Source organism: Pseudomonas sp. NPDC077451, assembly GCF_044543345.1.
GTDB lineage: Bacteria > Pseudomonadota > Gammaproteobacteria > Pseudomonadales > Pseudomonadaceae > Stutzerimonas.
This window is the reverse complement of record NZ_JBITVX010000001.1, coordinates 126,196-141,616: the sequence shown is the minus strand read 5'-3', so window position 1 is coordinate 141,616 and position 15,421 is coordinate 126,196. Positions and strand designations below refer to the sequence as shown.

The window sequence follows — 15,421 nt, the reverse complement described above, 5'->3', positions numbered from 1 at the left end:
TTCACGCCTCTCCACGAGCCAGATCGTCAAGTTTCAGCTGCAGGCCACCAATTGCAGCATCCTGCGACAGCAATTCTTTCGCCTTGGAATAGGCGGCATGGGCCTCGTCAGGACGCTCAAGCTTGACCAGCAGATCACCCCGCAACTCTTCGCGGCCGGCGGCAAATGCTTCAACCGCGTCACCTTCCAAGAGCGCGAGCCCTTCTTCGGCCTTGTCCTGAGCCGCCAGGATACGGGCCAAACGTTGGCGAGCCAGCTCTTCCAGAGCTTTGTCGGCAGGCTTGTCCAGCACCGCCTGTAACTCTGTTGCGGCCTCGTCGAGACGTCCGGACTCCACCGCCACCTTGGCGACGAAGAGGCTGCCGTACTGAGCGTAGTGAGAACCTGCAAATTCTTTCTGCAGCAAATTGCCCAATCGCGAGACCTCGGCGGTATCTGCTTTACCTTCTTCCAACGCGGCATTCAGCAACTGCTGGTAGATCGTCGAGGCGCTCTGGGCCTGGTTGAGCTGGTGCTTCTGCCAGAACTGCCAGCCAAATACCAGCACCAGAGCAAGCGCGCCCCCCATCAGCAATGGTTTGCCGTTCCGCTGCCACCATTCCTTGATTTGCGCCAGTTGTTCTTCTTCGGTACCCGAGGTCACACTGTCACTCCTTACATTCGCTGAAATCGGACCTGTTTGCTTACGCCAAACAGGCAGCCAGACACTCGGGCAGAGCATCCCAGGCAATGCTTTGTTGCTCGCTATCGTCGCGCAGCGGCTTGCAACCTACCACGCGACCGGCCAGTTCGTCGTCACCCAGAATCAGTGCGAACCGGGCGCCACTCTTGTCAGCTTTCTTGAACTGACTCTTGAAACTTCCGCCGCCCGCGTTGACCAGCAAGCGCAGGCCGGGCAGCGCATCGCGCAATCGCTCCGCCAAGCCGAGTGCAGCCAATTCGGACGCCTCACCAAAGGCACAGATGTAGGCATGGGCCGGCTGATTAAGCTCCGCAGGCACCAATTCGAGCGTCTCGAGTAGCAACACCAGACGCTCGATGCCCATGGCGAAACCTACGCCCGGCGTCGGCTTGCCGCCAAATTGAGTGACAAGCCCGTCATAGCGACCACCCGCACAAACGGTACCTTGCGAGCCCAGTTTATCGGTCACCCACTCGAACACGGTCCTGCCGTAGTAATCCAGGCCCCGCACCAGCTTGGGATTGATCTGGTAGTCGATTCCTGCCACTTCGAGACGGGCCTTGAGGCCTTCGAAGTGTGTACGTGACTCTTCGTCGAGATAATCATGCAAGGTCGGCGCATCGGCGAGCAGTGCTTGGGTCTGCGCATTCTTGCTATCGAGAATACGCAGCGGGTTGCTCGTCAGACGGCGCTGGCTATCTTCGTCGAGTTGCTCGAAATGCTGTTGCAGGTACGCCACCAGCGCGTCCCGATAGGTCGCCCTAGCCTCACTGGAACCTAAGCTGTTCAGCTGCAGGGTGACTGCACCGGATAGGCCAAGCTTCTTCCAAAGTCGAGCCGTAAGCACGATCAGCTCGGCATCGATATCCGGACCCGGCTGATTGAACACCTCAACACCGATCTGGTGAAACTGACGATAGCGGCCTTTCTGCGGCTTTTCATAGCGGAACATGGGCCCCGCGTACCAGAGTTTCTGTACCTGCCCGCCCCCAGTCATGCCATGCTCGAGCACCGCGCGCACGCAACCGGCAGTGCCCTCTGGACGCAGCGTCAGTGATTCCTCGTTACGGTCTAGGAAGGTATACATTTCCTTGTCGACCACGTCGGTCCCCTCACCGATCCCACGGGCGAACAGATCGGTGAACTCAAGAATCGGCAGACGAATCTCGCTGTAACCGTAGCTATCGAGCAGCTGTGCGAAGGTGATCTCGAGGTAGCGCCAGACCGGCGTTTGGGCCGGCAGAATATCGTTCATGCCACGAATGGCTTGCAGGGACTTGCTCAATTCGTTTCCTTAGTTCAGCTGCGCAGAATCAGCGCAGCGTCTGTCTCGACTTTTTCCGCAGCCTTGCGACGAATCAGCTGCTCCAGTTCATCGACCAGATTGTCGTTGCTCAATTTCTGTGCCGGCTTGCCATCGATATAGATGAGGTTGTTCGGCGATCCGCCGGTAAGGCCGATGTGCGCCTCTTTCGCTTCCCCAGGACCGTTAACGACGCAGCCGATCACCGCGACGTCCATCGGCACAAGCAAATCATCAAGCCGGCCCTCAAGCTCGTTCATGGTCTTGACCACGTCGAAGTTCTGGCGCGAGCAACTCGGGCAGGCGATGAAATTGATCCCGCGTGAACGTAGACGAAGCGACTTGAGAATGTCGAAACCAACCTTGATTTCTTCTACCGGGTCGGCTGCCAGCGAAATACGGATGGTGTCGCCGATGCCTTCGGCGAGCAACATGCCCAAACCCACCGACGACTTCACCGTACCCGAACGCAAGCCACCGGCTTCGGTAATGCCCAAGTGCAAAGGCTGCTCGATTTTGTCAGCCAAGAGACGATAGGCAGCCACAGCCATGAACACGTCAGAGGCCTTAACGCTGACTTTGAAATCAGGGAAGTTCAGCCGGTCGAGATGCTCGACATGGCGCAACGCAGATTCCACGAGCGCTTCGGGTGTTGGTTCGCCGTACTTTTTCTGCAGATCCTTTTCCAACGAACCGGCATTGACGCCAATGCGGATCGGGATGCCGCGGTCCCGCGCAGCTTCGACGACGGCGCGGACACGGTCTTCGCGCCCGATGTTACCTGGGTTGATGCGCAGGCAATCGACACCAAGCTCGGCGACGCGTAGAGCAATCTGATAGTCGAAATGAATGTCTGCCACCAACGGCAAACTGACACGCTGCTTGATCTTGCCAAACGCCTCAGCCGCTTCCATCGAAGGCACCGACACACGCACGATGTCAGCTCCGGCATTCTTCAACCGCTCGATCTGCGCAACCGTGGCATCCACATCGCAGGTTTCGGTATTGGTCATGCTCTGCACGGCGATAGGCGCATCGCCGCCGACCGGTACGTTGCCTACCCAGATTTTTCGAGTAGGCCGACGCTTGATAGGAGACTCACTATGCATGATTACTGTCCGAGCTTGAGACGCGCAGTCTCGCCGCGCGTTTTGCCAGAAAGACTGACGGCTTCACCGTTGAAGCTGACCTGTACACCAGACGCAAAGCCCAGATGCAAATCTAGCGGTGTTTCACCTACCAGGGTGCGACTGCTGCCAGCCTTGGCTAGGCCGCTGTAGAGCACCTCCCCGTTCGCATCGGTAACCCGCGTCCAACAATCCGCCGTGTAATCCAAAGTCAGACGACCCTCCCCCGGTGCGACCGCCTCAACTTCGGCGACCTGGGCTGGCGTCGCGTCGACCTCAGCAATGGCCGGCGTCTCACTGGACGGTGCAGTCTCGTCCTGCTGCATTGGCATTCCAGCTGCCGTTTCGACTGCCGGCTGCGCATCTGATTGCAACGTTTCGGTGCTGGCTACCTGGGCCTCGTCGCTGGTTTCCGATGGAATCGGGTTAACCAGTTCCTCGATCACGGGCTCAACAGCCTCCTCAGCTCGGTCGAGCAGATGAATCTCGGTGGTACCGTCTGCAGCCTCGACCTCAATTCGCTCAAGCGCGGAGACCGACGGGCCCGACTCGGTACGAGCCGAGCGATCCTGCCACCACAAGAATGCACCTACGCCGATTACCAGCGTCAGGATGAAGGTAAAGAAGCGCACCATGCTGCGCGATAGGCGCACGGGCTGATCGATGTGACCGAGGCTATTGACGCTGCTGCCGGTTGCATCCGTACCGGTATGTTGGTCGAACTGCTGTACCAGACGATTCTGGTCCAGGTCTAGAAGCTTGGCGTAAGCACGAACGTAACCGCGGGCAAATGTGTGACCAGGCAGCTGACTGAAGTCACCCGCCTCGATCTGGGTGAGCGATCGTTCCGACAGATTAAGCTGCTTGGCTACCGAAGAGAGAGACCAGTTTTTGCCTTCGCGCGCGGCGCGTAACGTTTCGCCAGGGTTGGCCAGGGCCGTCGGGGCAGCGGCTTCAGAATGGGGCGCTATCATCGTTGCTCCGAAAGAAACTGTTGATACTCAGGCGTCCCCGGATACAGGCGCTTGAGCTGCAAACCCAGGCTTGCCGCCTGATCGCGGTCCTGATGGATTTTCGCCAAACGGATGCCCAGCAACAGACTGCGGGCATTCTGCTCAGAAAGACTGCTGAAACCGTCGTAGTAGCGTTTTGCAGGAACGTACTGCTTGTCTTCATACGCCATCATGGCCAGTTCGAGCAGTGCGCGTGGTTGCCGGCTATCGAGGCGCAGGGCGCGAGTGAAATAGGTTTCGGCCTGCTCTCGCTGACCCAGCATCAATGCGGTCATGCCCATGTTCTGAAAGACATGGGAGCGCCCAGAATAGAGATTATCTTCGGCGGCCTTTGCGAAACGTTCCATCGCTTCGGGGTAGCGCTTCTGCTCGAAAAGAAAGCTGCCGTAGTTATTGAGGATACGGGCGTCGCTGTTGCCAGACAGGGCCTTGCGGTAGTGCTCGTCTGCCAACTGAGTTTCCATCTCGTTTTGGAATACCAAGGCCAATGCCGCGTGGGCATCTGCACTGTTTGGATCCAGCTCGAGCGCTTTGCGTAGCGGAGATTTGGCACGAGAAGCCTCGCCTTGCTGCAAATAACCGATGCCAAGCTGAATATAGGCATCTCGCGCTTCGTCGCGACCTTCAGAGGTACGCATCGGATTTACCGACCCGGAAGATACGCAGCCAACCATTAGGCTGGCGAGCACAAACAGCAGCGCGACGCGCAAGGTCATCAAAATCCCCCTCAGGAACGGTTCGTAGCAATGGGCGCCGTCACTGGCTCGGATTGCAGCTGGCGCACTGCGATGTAGCGCTCGCTTCGGCGTGTTCTATCCAATACCTGCCCGACTAGCTGGCCGCAGGCGGCATCGATATCCTCACCGCGAGTGGTACGCACCGTTACATTGTGCCCGGCTTTGTGCAGGATGTCCTGAAAACGACGGATCGCATTGTTGCTCGGCCGCTCATATCCCGAATGCGGGAAGGGGTTGAAGGGAATCAGGTTAATCTTGCAGGGGATTTTCGCCAATAAGGCGATCATCTGCTCCGCATGTTCAGGCTGATCGTTGACGCCCTGCAGCAATGTGTATTCGATCGTTAGAACACGCTTTTCGCCCAAATTGGAAATATAGCGCTGACAAGCAGCGAGCAGCATCTCCAATGGGTATTTCTTGTTGATCGGCACCAACTGATCACGCAATTCATCGTTCGGTGCGTGCAGTGACAGCGCCAGCGACACATCGATGACTTTGGACAGCTCCTCGATCATCGGCACCACGCCTGATGTCGAAAGTGTCACCTTGCGCTTGGATATACCGTATCCGAGGTCGTCCATCATGATTTGCATGGCGGCGACGACATTATCGAAGTTCAGCAAGGGCTCGCCCATGCCCATCATGACGACATTGGTAATGGCGCGATCAACCTTCGCCGGTATCGTGCCGAACGACTTGTTGGCAATCCACACCTGACCGATCACCTCGGCAGCGGTGAGGTTGCTGTTGAAACCTTGCTTGCCCGTCGAGCAGAAACTGCAATCCAACGCGCAGCCAGCCTGGGAGGAAACGCAGAGCGTGCCACGCCCACCCTGGGGAATATAGACGGTCTCCACACAGCTACCCGAAGCCACCCGCACCACCCATTTTCGAGTGCCGTCGGTGGAAATGTCTTCGCTTACAATTTCGGGGCCGCGGATCTCGGCAGAGGCCTTGAGCTTTTCGCGCAAGGCCTTGCCAATATTGCTCATGGCATCGAAGTCATCGACGCCAAAGTGGTGAATCCATTTCATGACCTGACCGGCACGAAAGCGCTTCTCCCCTATTGAATCGAAGAAGCTTTCTAACTGAGGCTGGGTCAGCCCCAGCAGATTTACTTTACCGGTAATCGGAGTCATCTGGATTCACCTTCGCCTGATCAGCGAATGCGGGCACACACTTCGGTGGCAGAGAAGAAGTAGGCGATTTCGCGAGCGGCGGACGCCTCGGAGTCGGAACCATGAACAGCGTTCTCATCGATGGAGACCGCGAAATCGGCGCGGATAGTGCCAGGAGCTGCTTCCTTCGGGTTGGTAGCACCCATCAGCTCACGGTTTTTGGCGATCGCGTCTTCACCTTCTAGAACCTGAACGATGACCGGACCAGAAACCATGAAAGCGACCAGATCTTTAAAGAAACCGCGCTCGCTGTGCTCGGCATAGAAACCGCCCGCTTCACGCTCGGACAATTGGACCATCTTCGAAGCGACGACGCGCAGACCAGCCTTCTCGAAACGAGAGGTGATTTCACCGATAACATTCTTGGCGACGGCGTCAGGCTTGATGATGGAGAAAGTGCGTTGCAGGGCCATTTGAAACTCCATAAGACGATAGGTTAAAGCGAACAAGTAAACCCGCGAATTATACGCGGGTCAGGACGAAAAATATAAGGGTAGCCTCAAGCCTGAAGTTGACCACCATAAGCAGTCAGCACCGGTTGATTCTGTAACAGTGTCCAGCGGGCGGCGTGTGATTTAGGCTTCTTCGATCCAGGCCGCTTGTATGGCTTCCAGAACCTTTTCGCCGCCGCGCGTCGGATCGTCAGAAAAACCCGGTAGCTCGACAACCCAACGATGCAGTTCGACGAAATTCACGTAGCGGGGATCCACGTCAGGCTTGCGCTCAGCCAGCTCAATCGCGATATCCAATACGTCAGACCATTTAAGCGCCATGACTTAATGACCTTCGGACACTTGGTTGATGGTGTATTTCGGAATCTCGACCACCAGATCGATATCCGCGACCGCAGCCTGACAGGACAGCCTGGAGGTAGGCTCGAGCCCCCACGCTTTGTCCAACATGTCATCTTCTAGCTCGTCGGAGGCCTTCAGAGAAGCAAAGCCCTCACGGATCACTACGTGGCAGGTCGTGCAGGCACAGGACTTTTCACAAGCATGCTCGATATCGATGCCATTTCGCAGCGCAGCGTCGAGCACCGTTTCACCGGGCTGAGCATCTACTACCGCCCCTTCCGGACAATGGTCGGCATGAGGCAGGAAAACAATCTGCGGCATCTGGTTCAATCCTCGATATCGTTAAGCCGCCGCCCGGCCAACGCGGCCTTGACGGTGGAATCTAGTCGGCGTGCTGCAAAAGCATCGGTAATCTGGCTAAGACGCTTGACCTGGCGTTCGATGGCGAGACCATCCTGACTATCAAGAAGCCCACGCAATTCGTGCACCTGCGACTTGATCGCCGCGCGCTCGTCATCATCCAGCAAACGCTCGCCATCAACCGCCAATGCCGCCTCAACCGCCTCGAGCAAACGCTGCGCATCAACCAACTGCTCACGAAGCGCTCTGGCCGTTTTGTCTTCACTGGCCTTATGAAACGAATCTTCCAACATGCGAGCAATCTCGCCATCGGTCAGCCCATAAGACGGCCTCACCTGGATACTCGACTCGACGCCGGACGCCAGCTCACGCGCCGAAACGCTGAGCAGGCCGTCCGCATCGACCTGGAAGGTGACACGGATCTTCGCCGCCCCGGCCACCATTGGTGGGATGCCCCGCAGCTCGAAGCGAGCCAAAGACCTGCAATCGGCAATGAGCTCACGCTCGCCCTGCAGCACATGAATCATCATGGCCGTTTGGCCGTCTTTGTACGTGGTGAACTCCTGGGCTCGGGCGACCGGAATGGTGGTGTTGCGCGGAATGATCTTTTCCATCAGACCGCCCATTGTTTCCAGCCCGAGCGACAGAGGGATCACATCCAGCAGCAACAGCTCCTCTCCATCGCGATTGTTGCCGGCCAGCGTCTCAGCCTGGATTGCTGCACCGATCGCGACCACCTGATCGGGATCGATATCGGTCAGCGGATCCTGGCCAAACATTTCTCCAACCCGCTCACGAACCCGCGGCACACGAGTGGAGCCGCCAACCATGACCACCGCATGGACCTCTTCCAGCTCTACAGACGAATCACGCAGCGCGCGCCTGCACGACTTGAGACTGCGAGCGATCATCGGATCGATGAGTTCGTTGAACATGGCACGTGTCAGAACGCCCTGCCAACCGGCGTAGCGCACTTCGACAGCTTCGGTTTCGCTGAGCTGCTCCTTGGCATCACAGGCAATTTTCAGCACTTCACGCTGGGTGCCCGGATCGAGATCCTGTGAGGCACCAGCCTTAGCCAGAATCCAGCCGGCAACTGCATGATCGAAGTCATCCCCACCTAGCGCGGTATCGCCACCAGTAGCAAGCACCTCGAACACACCCTTGGTCAGACGTAGGATGGAAATATCGAAGGTGCCGCCGCCCAGGTCGTAGATCGCCACGACCCCTTCAGCTTCGCGGTCTAAACCATAGGCAACGGCGGCGGCGGTAGGCTCGTTAAGCAGGCGCAGCACGTTGAGATTAGCGAGACGCGCAGCATCCTTGGTCGCTTGACGTTGCGCATCATCGAAATATGCCGGCACCGTGATCACCGCACCGACCAGCTCGCCCCCCAACACTGCCTCCGCACGCTCACGCAACGCGCGAAGAATCTCCGCAGAAACCTCTACCGGGCTTTTGGCGCCCTGCACCGTCTCGATGAAAGGCATCTGTGATTGCCCCTCACTGAATCGATACGGCAGTTGCCCACCCAGTTGCTTCACATCACCAATACCGCGCCCCATCAAACGCTTGACGGACAGGATGGTATTCAACGGATCGCTGGCCGCAGCAGCTTTCGCCGTCCGCCCCACCTCAACCTGAGCGCTGTGATAACGTACCGCGGACGGCAAAATCACCTCTCCATCAGCATCAGCCAACGGTGCCGTAACGCCACTACGCAGAGCTGCAACGAGTGAATTGGTAGTGCCCAGGTCTATGCCAACCGCCAGGCGACGCTGATGAGGTTGCGGGCTTTGTCCGGGTTCAGCTATCTGAAGTAAGGCCATGTCTGTCTGATATCGGGCGCAGCGCCAGGCGCTACGCGGGGTTAATCGTCGAGGCGCTCTTCTAACTGGCGCACTTCCTGGGACAGCTTGTCGAGGAACTGCATCCGGCGCACCAGCCGTTCCGCCTCCTCGCGCTGCGACTCATCCCGCCAGATGCCGGCGAAAGAATCATTGAGATTTTGCTGAGCCGCTTTGAGGCGAGCCTTGAAGGAAGCTATGCCTGCGATATCCGCATCGTCTTGCAACTCCTCGAGCTCTTCGCGCCACTGCATCTGCTGCATAAGGAAAGCGGGATCCTGAACGGTTGCCTCCAACGGCATCTCGCGACCCTCGAGCGTCAGCAGGTAGCGAGCCCGACGCGACGGGCTCTTCAGGGTCTGATAGGCCTCGTTCAGATTCGTCGAGCGCTCGATTGCGTAACGCTGCTCGGCCTCACCGCCGTCAGCAAACCGGTCGGGATGAACCTTACGCGCCAGCTCGCGATAACGAGACGACAGCATCCCCGGATCGATATCGAATGTCGGCTGCAGCTCGAACAGCGCGTAGTGACAGGGAGTTCCCACAGCGTCCTCAGATGTTGAAGCTTTCGCCGCAGCCGCATTCGCCACGCACGTTAGGGTTGTTGAACTTAAAGCCCTCGTTCAGCCCCTCGCGGACAAAGTCGAGCTCCGTCCCGTTGAGGTACACGAGGCTCTTCGGATCGATGATCACCTTCACGCCGTGGCTGTCGAAGACCGAGTCCTCTGCAGCTGCTTCGTCGACGAACTCAAGCACGTAAGCCAAGCCGGAACAGCCCGTGGTACGTACGCCCAACCGGACCCCAAGCCCCTTGCCGCGCCCTTCCAGAGAACGGCGCACGTGATCGGCAGCAGCGGTTGTCATACTGATAGCCATCGATACCTCCTTAGGCCTGCGGCAACCCTTTTTTCTCACGATAATCGCGAACGGCCGCCTTGATGGCGTCTTCTGCCAGTACCGAGCAGTGTATTTTAACCGGCGGCAGCGCCAGCTCTTCAGCAAGCTGGGTGTTCTTGATTGTTTCGGCCTCCTCCAGTGTCTTGCCCTTCATCCACTCAGTGGCGAGAGAGCTGGAAGCGATGGCCGAACCACAACCATAGGTCTTGAACTTGGCATCTTCGATCACGCCCTGCTCGTTAACCTTGATCTGCAGGCGCATCACATCGCCACACGCCGGAGCACCGACCATGCCGGTGCCGATTGAAGGATCCTCAGCGTCGAACTTGCCGACGTTGCGGGGATTTTCGTAATGGTCAATGACCTTGTCACTGTATGCCATGGTGCAATCCTCATTGAATCAGGCTATGCGGAACTCGACGGTTCGAATCAGTGGGCTGCCCACTCGACCTGCGAAATATCGACGCCATCCTTGAACATGTCCCACAAGGGTGAAAGCTCACGCAGTTTCGTTACCGCCTCGCTGACTTTCTGCGCGGCGTAATCGACTTCCTCTTCGGTGGTGAAGCGGCCGAAAGTGAAACGGATCGAGCTGTGTGCCAGTTCGTCATTGCGACCCAGCGCGCGGAGTACATAAGACGGCTCCAGCGAAGCAGAGGTACAGGCCGAACCAGAGGAAACCGCCAGATCTTTGAGCGCCATGATCAGCGACTCGCCTTCGACGTAGTTAAAACTCAAGTTCAGATTATGCGGCACCCGAGCGGTCATACTGCCATTTACATACAGTTCTTCCAGGTGCTCGACCTGCTTGAAAAAGCGGTCGCGCAGCCGAGTGATACGCTCGTTTTCTGCGGTCATTTCTTCTTTGGCAATGCGGAACGCCTCACCCATGCCGACCGACTGATGCGCCGCCAACGTGCCCGAGCGCATACCGCGCTCATGCCCGCCGCCATGCATCTGCGCTTCCAGACGTACACGCGGCTTGCGCCGCACATACAGAGCACCGACGCCTTTGGGACCGTAGGACTTGTGAGCAGAGAAGGACATTAGATCGACCTTCATCTTCTCCAGATCGATCTCCACCTTCCCAGTCGACTGAGCGGCATCCACGTGGAACAGAACACCACGCGAGCGGGTGAGCTCGCCGATGGCGGCAATATCATTGATCGTCCCGATCTCGTTGTTCACGTGCATGATGGACACCAGCACGGTGTCATCGCGTAGCGCTGCTTCGACCATTGCTGGCGTGATCACGCCGTCTTCGCCTGGCTCAATGTAGGTTACTTCGAACCCTTCACGTTCGAGCTGGCGAGTCGTATCCAGAACGGCCTTGTGCTCGATCTTGCTGGTTACGATGTGCTTGCCCTTGGACGCATAGAAGTGCGCTGCACCTTTGATTGCCAGGTTATCCGACTCAGTCGCGCCAGAGGTCCAGACGATTTCGCGAGGATCAGCATTGACCAACTCGGCGACCTGACGGCGCGCATTCTCGACGGCTTCCTCGGCTTTCCAGCCAAAGGCGTGAGAGCGCGACGCCGGATTACCAAAGTTGCCTTCGGCAGTCAGACATTCGACCATCTTCTCGGCGACGCGAGGATCGACCGGTGTAGTAGCGGAGTAATCCAGGTAAATCGGCAACTTCATCAGGTATCTCCTATCAGGCTGTCGTCCTGCTCATTCGATGGCGGACGCTTCAATCTTATCCAGTTGCGGAGTCTGGCCATTGGCGCGGCGCATATCCTGGCGCAGAGCCACTTCCTGAACCTCCCGGCGCATCACCAGATCCGCCAGACTGATGCCACTCAAAAATTCATGGATCTGCTGACTCAAGTCGCACCAGAGATGATGGGTCAGACAGGTATCTCCCGAATGACAATCACCCAGCCCCTGGCAGCGTGTTGCATCTACCGACTCGTTGACCGCGTCGATAACTTGCGCGACCTGGATGCCCGCCATCTCGCGCGAGAGCTGATAGCCACCACCTGGTCCACGAACACTGGTCACCAGGCTGCCACGACGCAGCTTGGCAAACAGCTGTTCAAGATAGGAAAGCGAAATGCCTTGCCGCTCGGAAATATCCGCAAGGGACACCGGCCCGTGTTGCGCATGCAGCGCAAGGTCGAGCATCGCAGTAACGGCGTAACGGCCTTTGGTAGTCAATCGCATCGGTTCGCACCAAGCATCATGGTTTGAGGCAAGTATGCAATACCCGACTATTTAGATCAACTATAAGCCCCATTAAATCACTCGGACTTTAGCCGCATGATGCTGATCTCTACGGGGCGAGACTCCACTGACTTGCCCGCAGACAGGGATTCATCATAACAGCACGCCCGCCCTACCGCACTGTCAGGAGCGGGGCTCTTCGCCAGCCCGCTTGACCTCAGCAAAATCCTCCTCGCGCAGCTCGGGCATCTGCTTTGCGCAATAATCGCTACCAAGTGCGGTCAACGCCTTACACATACCATCCATGCGCTCCTCGACTGCCTGAACATGATCGAGCAACTGGCCGATAGCACGCGCTACCGGATCCGGCATGTCCTCGGTCACACCGTATGCATCGAAACCGATCTTCTCTGCGATGGCCTTGCGCTTGGCCTCTTGCTCGTCATTGGACTTGGCAATAACCCGGCCCGGAATACCGACCGCGGTAGCGCCGGCCGGAACCGCACGAGTCACTACTGCATTGGACCCGATCTTGGCGCCTGCACCCACCGTGAACGGGCCAAGAATTTTCGCCCCTGCCCCAACGATTACCCCATCCTCAAGTGTTGGATGACGTTTGCCCTTGCTCCAACTTGTACCGCCCAAAGTCACCCCATGGTAGAGCGTCACATCATCGCCGATCTGCGCCGTCTCACCGATGACGATGCCCATCCCGTGATCGATAAAGAAACGCCGCCCTATCTGCGCGCCCGGATGGATTTCGATGCCCGTCAGCCAACGCGCCAAATTTGAATTCATCCGTGCCAGCCACTTGCAGTCGTTCACCCAAAGCCAGTGAGACACCCGATGAAACCAGACAGCGTGCAGGCCCGGATAACAGGTGATGACCTCGAATGCGTTACGCGCTGCCGGATCGCGATGGAAAACGCTCTGGATATCTTCGCGCATGCCTTCGAACATCAATCACTTCTCCGCTTGTGGGGTTCGCCGCGGACGGCCTTCTGGGTTTCGGTAAGGATTCCGCGCAGAATATTCATCTCCAGTTTGCTTATACCGCTACGGCCGTAAAGCCTGCGCAGGCGAGGCATGAGATGCCGGGGTTTCTGGGGATCGAGGAAGCCGATTTCGACCAAGGTCTGCTCTAGATGACCGTAATAGAGCTCAAGCTCATCGGCCGTAACCGGCTGAGTGTCAAGCATCGAGGTTGTTTCGAGCTTCTCCTGCTTGGTCGGCTGATTGTTCGCCGCCAGCCAGGCCATGCGCACTTCATAAGCGATCACCTGCACCGCAGCAGCCAGGTTTAACGAACTGAAGTCAGGATCTGATGGGATATGCACATGGTACTGGCAACGCTGAAGCTCTTCGTTTGTAAGCCCGGCGTATTCCCGCCCAAACACCAACGCAACCTCACCGCCCCGCTCGACCTGCTCAAGACAGACCTTGCCTGTTTCGCGCGGATCCAGCAGCGGCCAAGGTATGCGCCGATCACGCGCACTGGTGCCCAGCACGAGACTGCATCCCACCAACGCCTCCTCTAGAGTCGTAACGATCTCCGCGGAGTCAAGAATATCGGTTGCACCCGAGGCCCGAGCGACGGCGTTCGGACTCGGAAAATCCTCCGGATCCACCAGCACCAAGCGGGACAAGCCCATATTCTTCATGGCACGGGCCGCACCCCCGATATTCCCGGCGTGACTGGTATTGACTAACACCACGCGAATGCTCTGTAGCGACACGGTTTTTTCTCTATCAGGAAGCAGACCGAAAGCTTACAGGAAGGATCTGCAGCTTCGCCATTAACCGTCTGAACGAGCCCTTGCCGAGCAACATGCCGCATAGGTTTCTGATAGAATTGCCGGCTTTCTTTAAACGACCAGGTATTTGATCGATGCAGCCCATGCTGAATATCGCGCTGCGCGCCGCCCGTAGCGCTGGCGAAATGATTGTTCGTTCCACCGAGCGCCTGGACGTGATCTCGGTTAGCGAAAAGGACGCGCGCGATTACGTCTCGGAAATCGACCGCACAGCCGAACAACTGATCGTTGCTGCGCTGCGCAAAGCCTATCCAAACCACGGAATCCTTGGCGAGGAAGGCGGACAGCTGGAAGGCAGCGGGGACGGCAAAGATTACCTCTGGGTGATCGACCCGCTGGACGGCACCACCAACTTCCTACGCGGCGTACCTCACTACGCAGTCAGCATCGCTTGCAAATACCGTGGTCGCCTCGAACACGCCGTGGTGATCGACCCGGTTCGCCAGGAAGAATTCACTGCCAGCCGGGGCCGTGGTGCTGCACTCAACGGGCGTCGCCTGCGTGTCAGCGCGCGGAAAAGTCTGGAGGGCGCACTCCTCGGCACGGGATTCCCGTTCCGCGACAGCCAGCTGGATAACCTCGATAGCTATCTCAATATGTTCCGAAGCCTGGTAGGCCAAACTGCAGGGCTTCGCCGCGCCGGGGCGGCCAGTCTTGATCTGGCCTACGTCGCAGCCGGTCGCTATGACGCGTTCTGGGAGTTCGGCCTGTCCGAATGGGACATGGCCGCCGGCGCGCTATTGATTCAAGAAGCTGGCGGCTTGGTCAGTGATTTCAGCGGCAGCCATGAATATCTGGAGAAAGGCCAGATCGTCGCGGGTAATACCAAGTGCTTCAAGGCGGTACTAACCGCCATTCAGCCTCATCTGACTCCAGCATTGAAGCGGTAACCACAATCCCCCCCAAAAAAAACGCCCTTCTGGGCGTTTTTTATGTCCTCTCACTGCCGCGTCAGCACCAGCTGGCCATCATGGACCGGAATTCTCTGACCAGGGTCGCGATCCATCCGAACCTGCCCAGACTTGCCCTCGAGATCGTACTTCACGTCGTATCCGACGATTTTCTCATGGCTATCGGTGACCGTACTGCACCGAGTTTCCGTTGTGCTATAGGTGTCATTCGCCTGCATGCGGCCTTGCACCTGATTGCCAGCGTAGCCACCGCCTACGGCTCCAGCTACCGTGGCAATCTTCTTGCCATTGCCGCCGCCAACCTGGTTACCGAGCAGCCCACCAACGACCGCACCGACGGCCGTGCCAGCAATACGATTGCTGTCCTGCACGGGCCTCTGGCGCGTGACCGTCACGTCCTTGCACACCTCACGAGGCGTCTGGATGGTCTCCTTGACTGGCCGCACGGCCAGCACACTGGCAAACTCAGACCCTCGATCGACCAAGGTGTAGGTTGCGAAGGCACCACCTGCGCTCACCACGACCGCCCCCAGAACAGCACCCACCAGCATCGACTTGTTCACTGCGTCTTCCTTCTTCTACGGGCGAGGCC

Annotated in this window: 19 protein-coding genes; 1 reads left to right on the top strand and 18 read right to left on the bottom strand. The window is 57.9% G+C overall.

What is annotated here, in order from left to right; genetic code table 11:
- Position 1: 1 nt before the first annotated feature.
- The 17 genes from ACIGHL_RS00670 to trmJ all read right to left on the bottom strand — a co-directional run bounded on the left by ACIGHL_RS00670 (position 2) and on the right by trmJ (position 13,840).
- Positions 2 to 643: a YfgM family protein gene (locus ACIGHL_RS00670; protein ID WP_128118855.1), complete on the bottom strand. Its 642-nt coding sequence runs from the start codon at positions 641 to 643 to the stop codon at positions 2 to 4.
- Between the two features lie 40 nt (positions 644 to 683).
- Positions 684 to 1,967, bottom strand: a complete 1,284-nt coding sequence (gene hisS / locus ACIGHL_RS00665; RefSeq protein WP_128118854.1) for a histidine--tRNA ligase — start codon at positions 1,965 to 1,967, stop codon at positions 684 to 686.
- A 14-nt stretch (positions 1,968 to 1,981) separates the two neighbouring features.
- On the bottom strand, positions 1,982 to 3,094 hold the full coding sequence (gene ispG, locus ACIGHL_RS00660) for a flavodoxin-dependent (E)-4-hydroxy-3-methylbut-2-enyl-diphosphate synthase (protein WP_128118853.1): 1,113 nt from the start codon (positions 3,092 to 3,094) through the stop codon (positions 1,982 to 1,984).
- 2 nt (positions 3,095 to 3,096) lie between these two features.
- A complete protein-coding gene (locus ACIGHL_RS00655) occupies positions 3,097 to 4,086 on the bottom strand; it encodes a RodZ domain-containing protein (RefSeq protein ID WP_128118852.1) in 990 nt (329 codons plus the stop codon).
- Positions 4,083 to 4,841: a type IV pilus biogenesis/stability protein PilW gene (gene pilW, locus ACIGHL_RS00650; protein ID WP_128118851.1), complete on the bottom strand. Its 759-nt coding sequence runs from the start codon at positions 4,839 to 4,841 to the stop codon at positions 4,083 to 4,085. The genes ACIGHL_RS00655 and pilW overlap by 4 nt, the downstream gene beginning before the upstream one ends.
- Positions 4,842 to 4,852: 11 nt before the next feature.
- Positions 4,853 to 6,001: a dual-specificity RNA methyltransferase RlmN gene (gene rlmN / locus ACIGHL_RS00645; RefSeq protein WP_128118850.1), complete on the bottom strand. Its 1,149-nt coding sequence runs from the start codon at positions 5,999 to 6,001 to the stop codon at positions 4,853 to 4,855.
- Positions 6,002 to 6,021: 20 nt separating this feature from the next.
- Positions 6,022 to 6,453, bottom strand: coding sequence for a nucleoside-diphosphate kinase (gene ndk, locus ACIGHL_RS00640; RefSeq protein WP_021209485.1), 432 nt, complete (start codon positions 6,451 to 6,453; stop codon positions 6,022 to 6,024).
- Between the two features lie 162 nt (positions 6,454 to 6,615).
- On the bottom strand, positions 6,616 to 6,813 hold the full coding sequence (iscX, locus tag ACIGHL_RS00635) for a Fe-S cluster assembly protein IscX (protein WP_045425251.1): 198 nt from the start codon (positions 6,811 to 6,813) through the stop codon (positions 6,616 to 6,618).
- A gap of 3 nt (positions 6,814 to 6,816) precedes the next feature.
- The gene (gene fdx, locus ACIGHL_RS00630) at positions 6,817 to 7,155 is read right to left on the bottom strand and encodes an ISC system 2Fe-2S type ferredoxin (protein WP_128118849.1); all 339 of its coding nucleotides are present in this window, start codon (positions 7,153 to 7,155) and stop codon (positions 6,817 to 6,819) included.
- A gap of 5 nt (positions 7,156 to 7,160) precedes the next feature.
- Positions 7,161 to 9,023: a Fe-S protein assembly chaperone HscA gene (hscA, locus tag ACIGHL_RS00625; RefSeq protein WP_128118848.1), complete on the bottom strand. Its 1,863-nt coding sequence runs from the start codon at positions 9,021 to 9,023 to the stop codon at positions 7,161 to 7,163.
- A gap of 41 nt (positions 9,024 to 9,064) precedes the next feature.
- Complete coding sequence (gene hscB / locus ACIGHL_RS00620) at positions 9,065 to 9,586, bottom strand: co-chaperone HscB (RefSeq protein WP_128118847.1); 522 nt, start codon at positions 9,584 to 9,586, stop codon at positions 9,065 to 9,067.
- A gap of 7 nt (positions 9,587 to 9,593) precedes the next feature.
- The gene (iscA, locus tag ACIGHL_RS00615) at positions 9,594 to 9,917 is read right to left on the bottom strand and encodes an iron-sulfur cluster assembly protein IscA (RefSeq protein WP_045425245.1); all 324 of its coding nucleotides are present in this window, start codon (positions 9,915 to 9,917) and stop codon (positions 9,594 to 9,596) included.
- Between the two features lie 10 nt (positions 9,918 to 9,927).
- Positions 9,928 to 10,320: a Fe-S cluster assembly scaffold IscU gene (gene iscU / locus ACIGHL_RS00610; RefSeq protein ID WP_045425243.1), complete on the bottom strand. Its 393-nt coding sequence runs from the start codon at positions 10,318 to 10,320 to the stop codon at positions 9,928 to 9,930.
- Between the two features lie 47 nt (positions 10,321 to 10,367).
- Positions 10,368 to 11,582, bottom strand: coding sequence for an IscS subfamily cysteine desulfurase (locus tag ACIGHL_RS00605; RefSeq protein WP_128118846.1), 1,215 nt, complete (start codon positions 11,580 to 11,582; stop codon positions 10,368 to 10,370).
- A gap of 30 nt (positions 11,583 to 11,612) precedes the next feature.
- Positions 11,613 to 12,104, bottom strand: coding sequence for a Fe-S cluster assembly transcriptional regulator IscR (iscR, locus tag ACIGHL_RS00600; RefSeq protein WP_019341070.1), 492 nt, complete (start codon positions 12,102 to 12,104; stop codon positions 11,613 to 11,615).
- A 183-nt stretch (positions 12,105 to 12,287) separates the two neighbouring features.
- The gene (gene cysE / locus ACIGHL_RS00595) at positions 12,288 to 13,064 is read right to left on the bottom strand and encodes a serine O-acetyltransferase (protein ID WP_128118845.1); all 777 of its coding nucleotides are present in this window, start codon (positions 13,062 to 13,064) and stop codon (positions 12,288 to 12,290) included.
- The gene (trmJ, locus tag ACIGHL_RS00590) at positions 13,064 to 13,840 is read right to left on the bottom strand and encodes a tRNA (cytosine(32)/uridine(32)-2'-O)-methyltransferase TrmJ (RefSeq protein WP_216706748.1); all 777 of its coding nucleotides are present in this window, start codon (positions 13,838 to 13,840) and stop codon (positions 13,064 to 13,066) included. Before trmJ ends, cysE begins: the two co-directional genes overlap by 1 nt.
- A 152-nt stretch (positions 13,841 to 13,992) precedes the next feature.
- Here trmJ and suhB point away from each other — a divergent pair, with 152 nt between their 5' ends.
- Complete coding sequence (gene suhB / locus ACIGHL_RS00585) at positions 13,993 to 14,808, top strand: type III secretion system regulator SuhB (RefSeq protein ID WP_045425233.1); 816 nt, start codon at positions 13,993 to 13,995, stop codon at positions 14,806 to 14,808.
- A gap of 50 nt (positions 14,809 to 14,858) precedes the next feature.
- Here suhB and ACIGHL_RS00580 read toward each other — a convergent pair whose 3' ends face one another.
- Positions 14,859 to 15,392, bottom strand: coding sequence for a glycine zipper 2TM domain-containing protein (locus ACIGHL_RS00580; protein WP_216706747.1), 534 nt, complete (start codon positions 15,390 to 15,392; stop codon positions 14,859 to 14,861).
- Between the last annotated feature and the right edge of the window lie 29 nt (positions 15,393 to 15,421).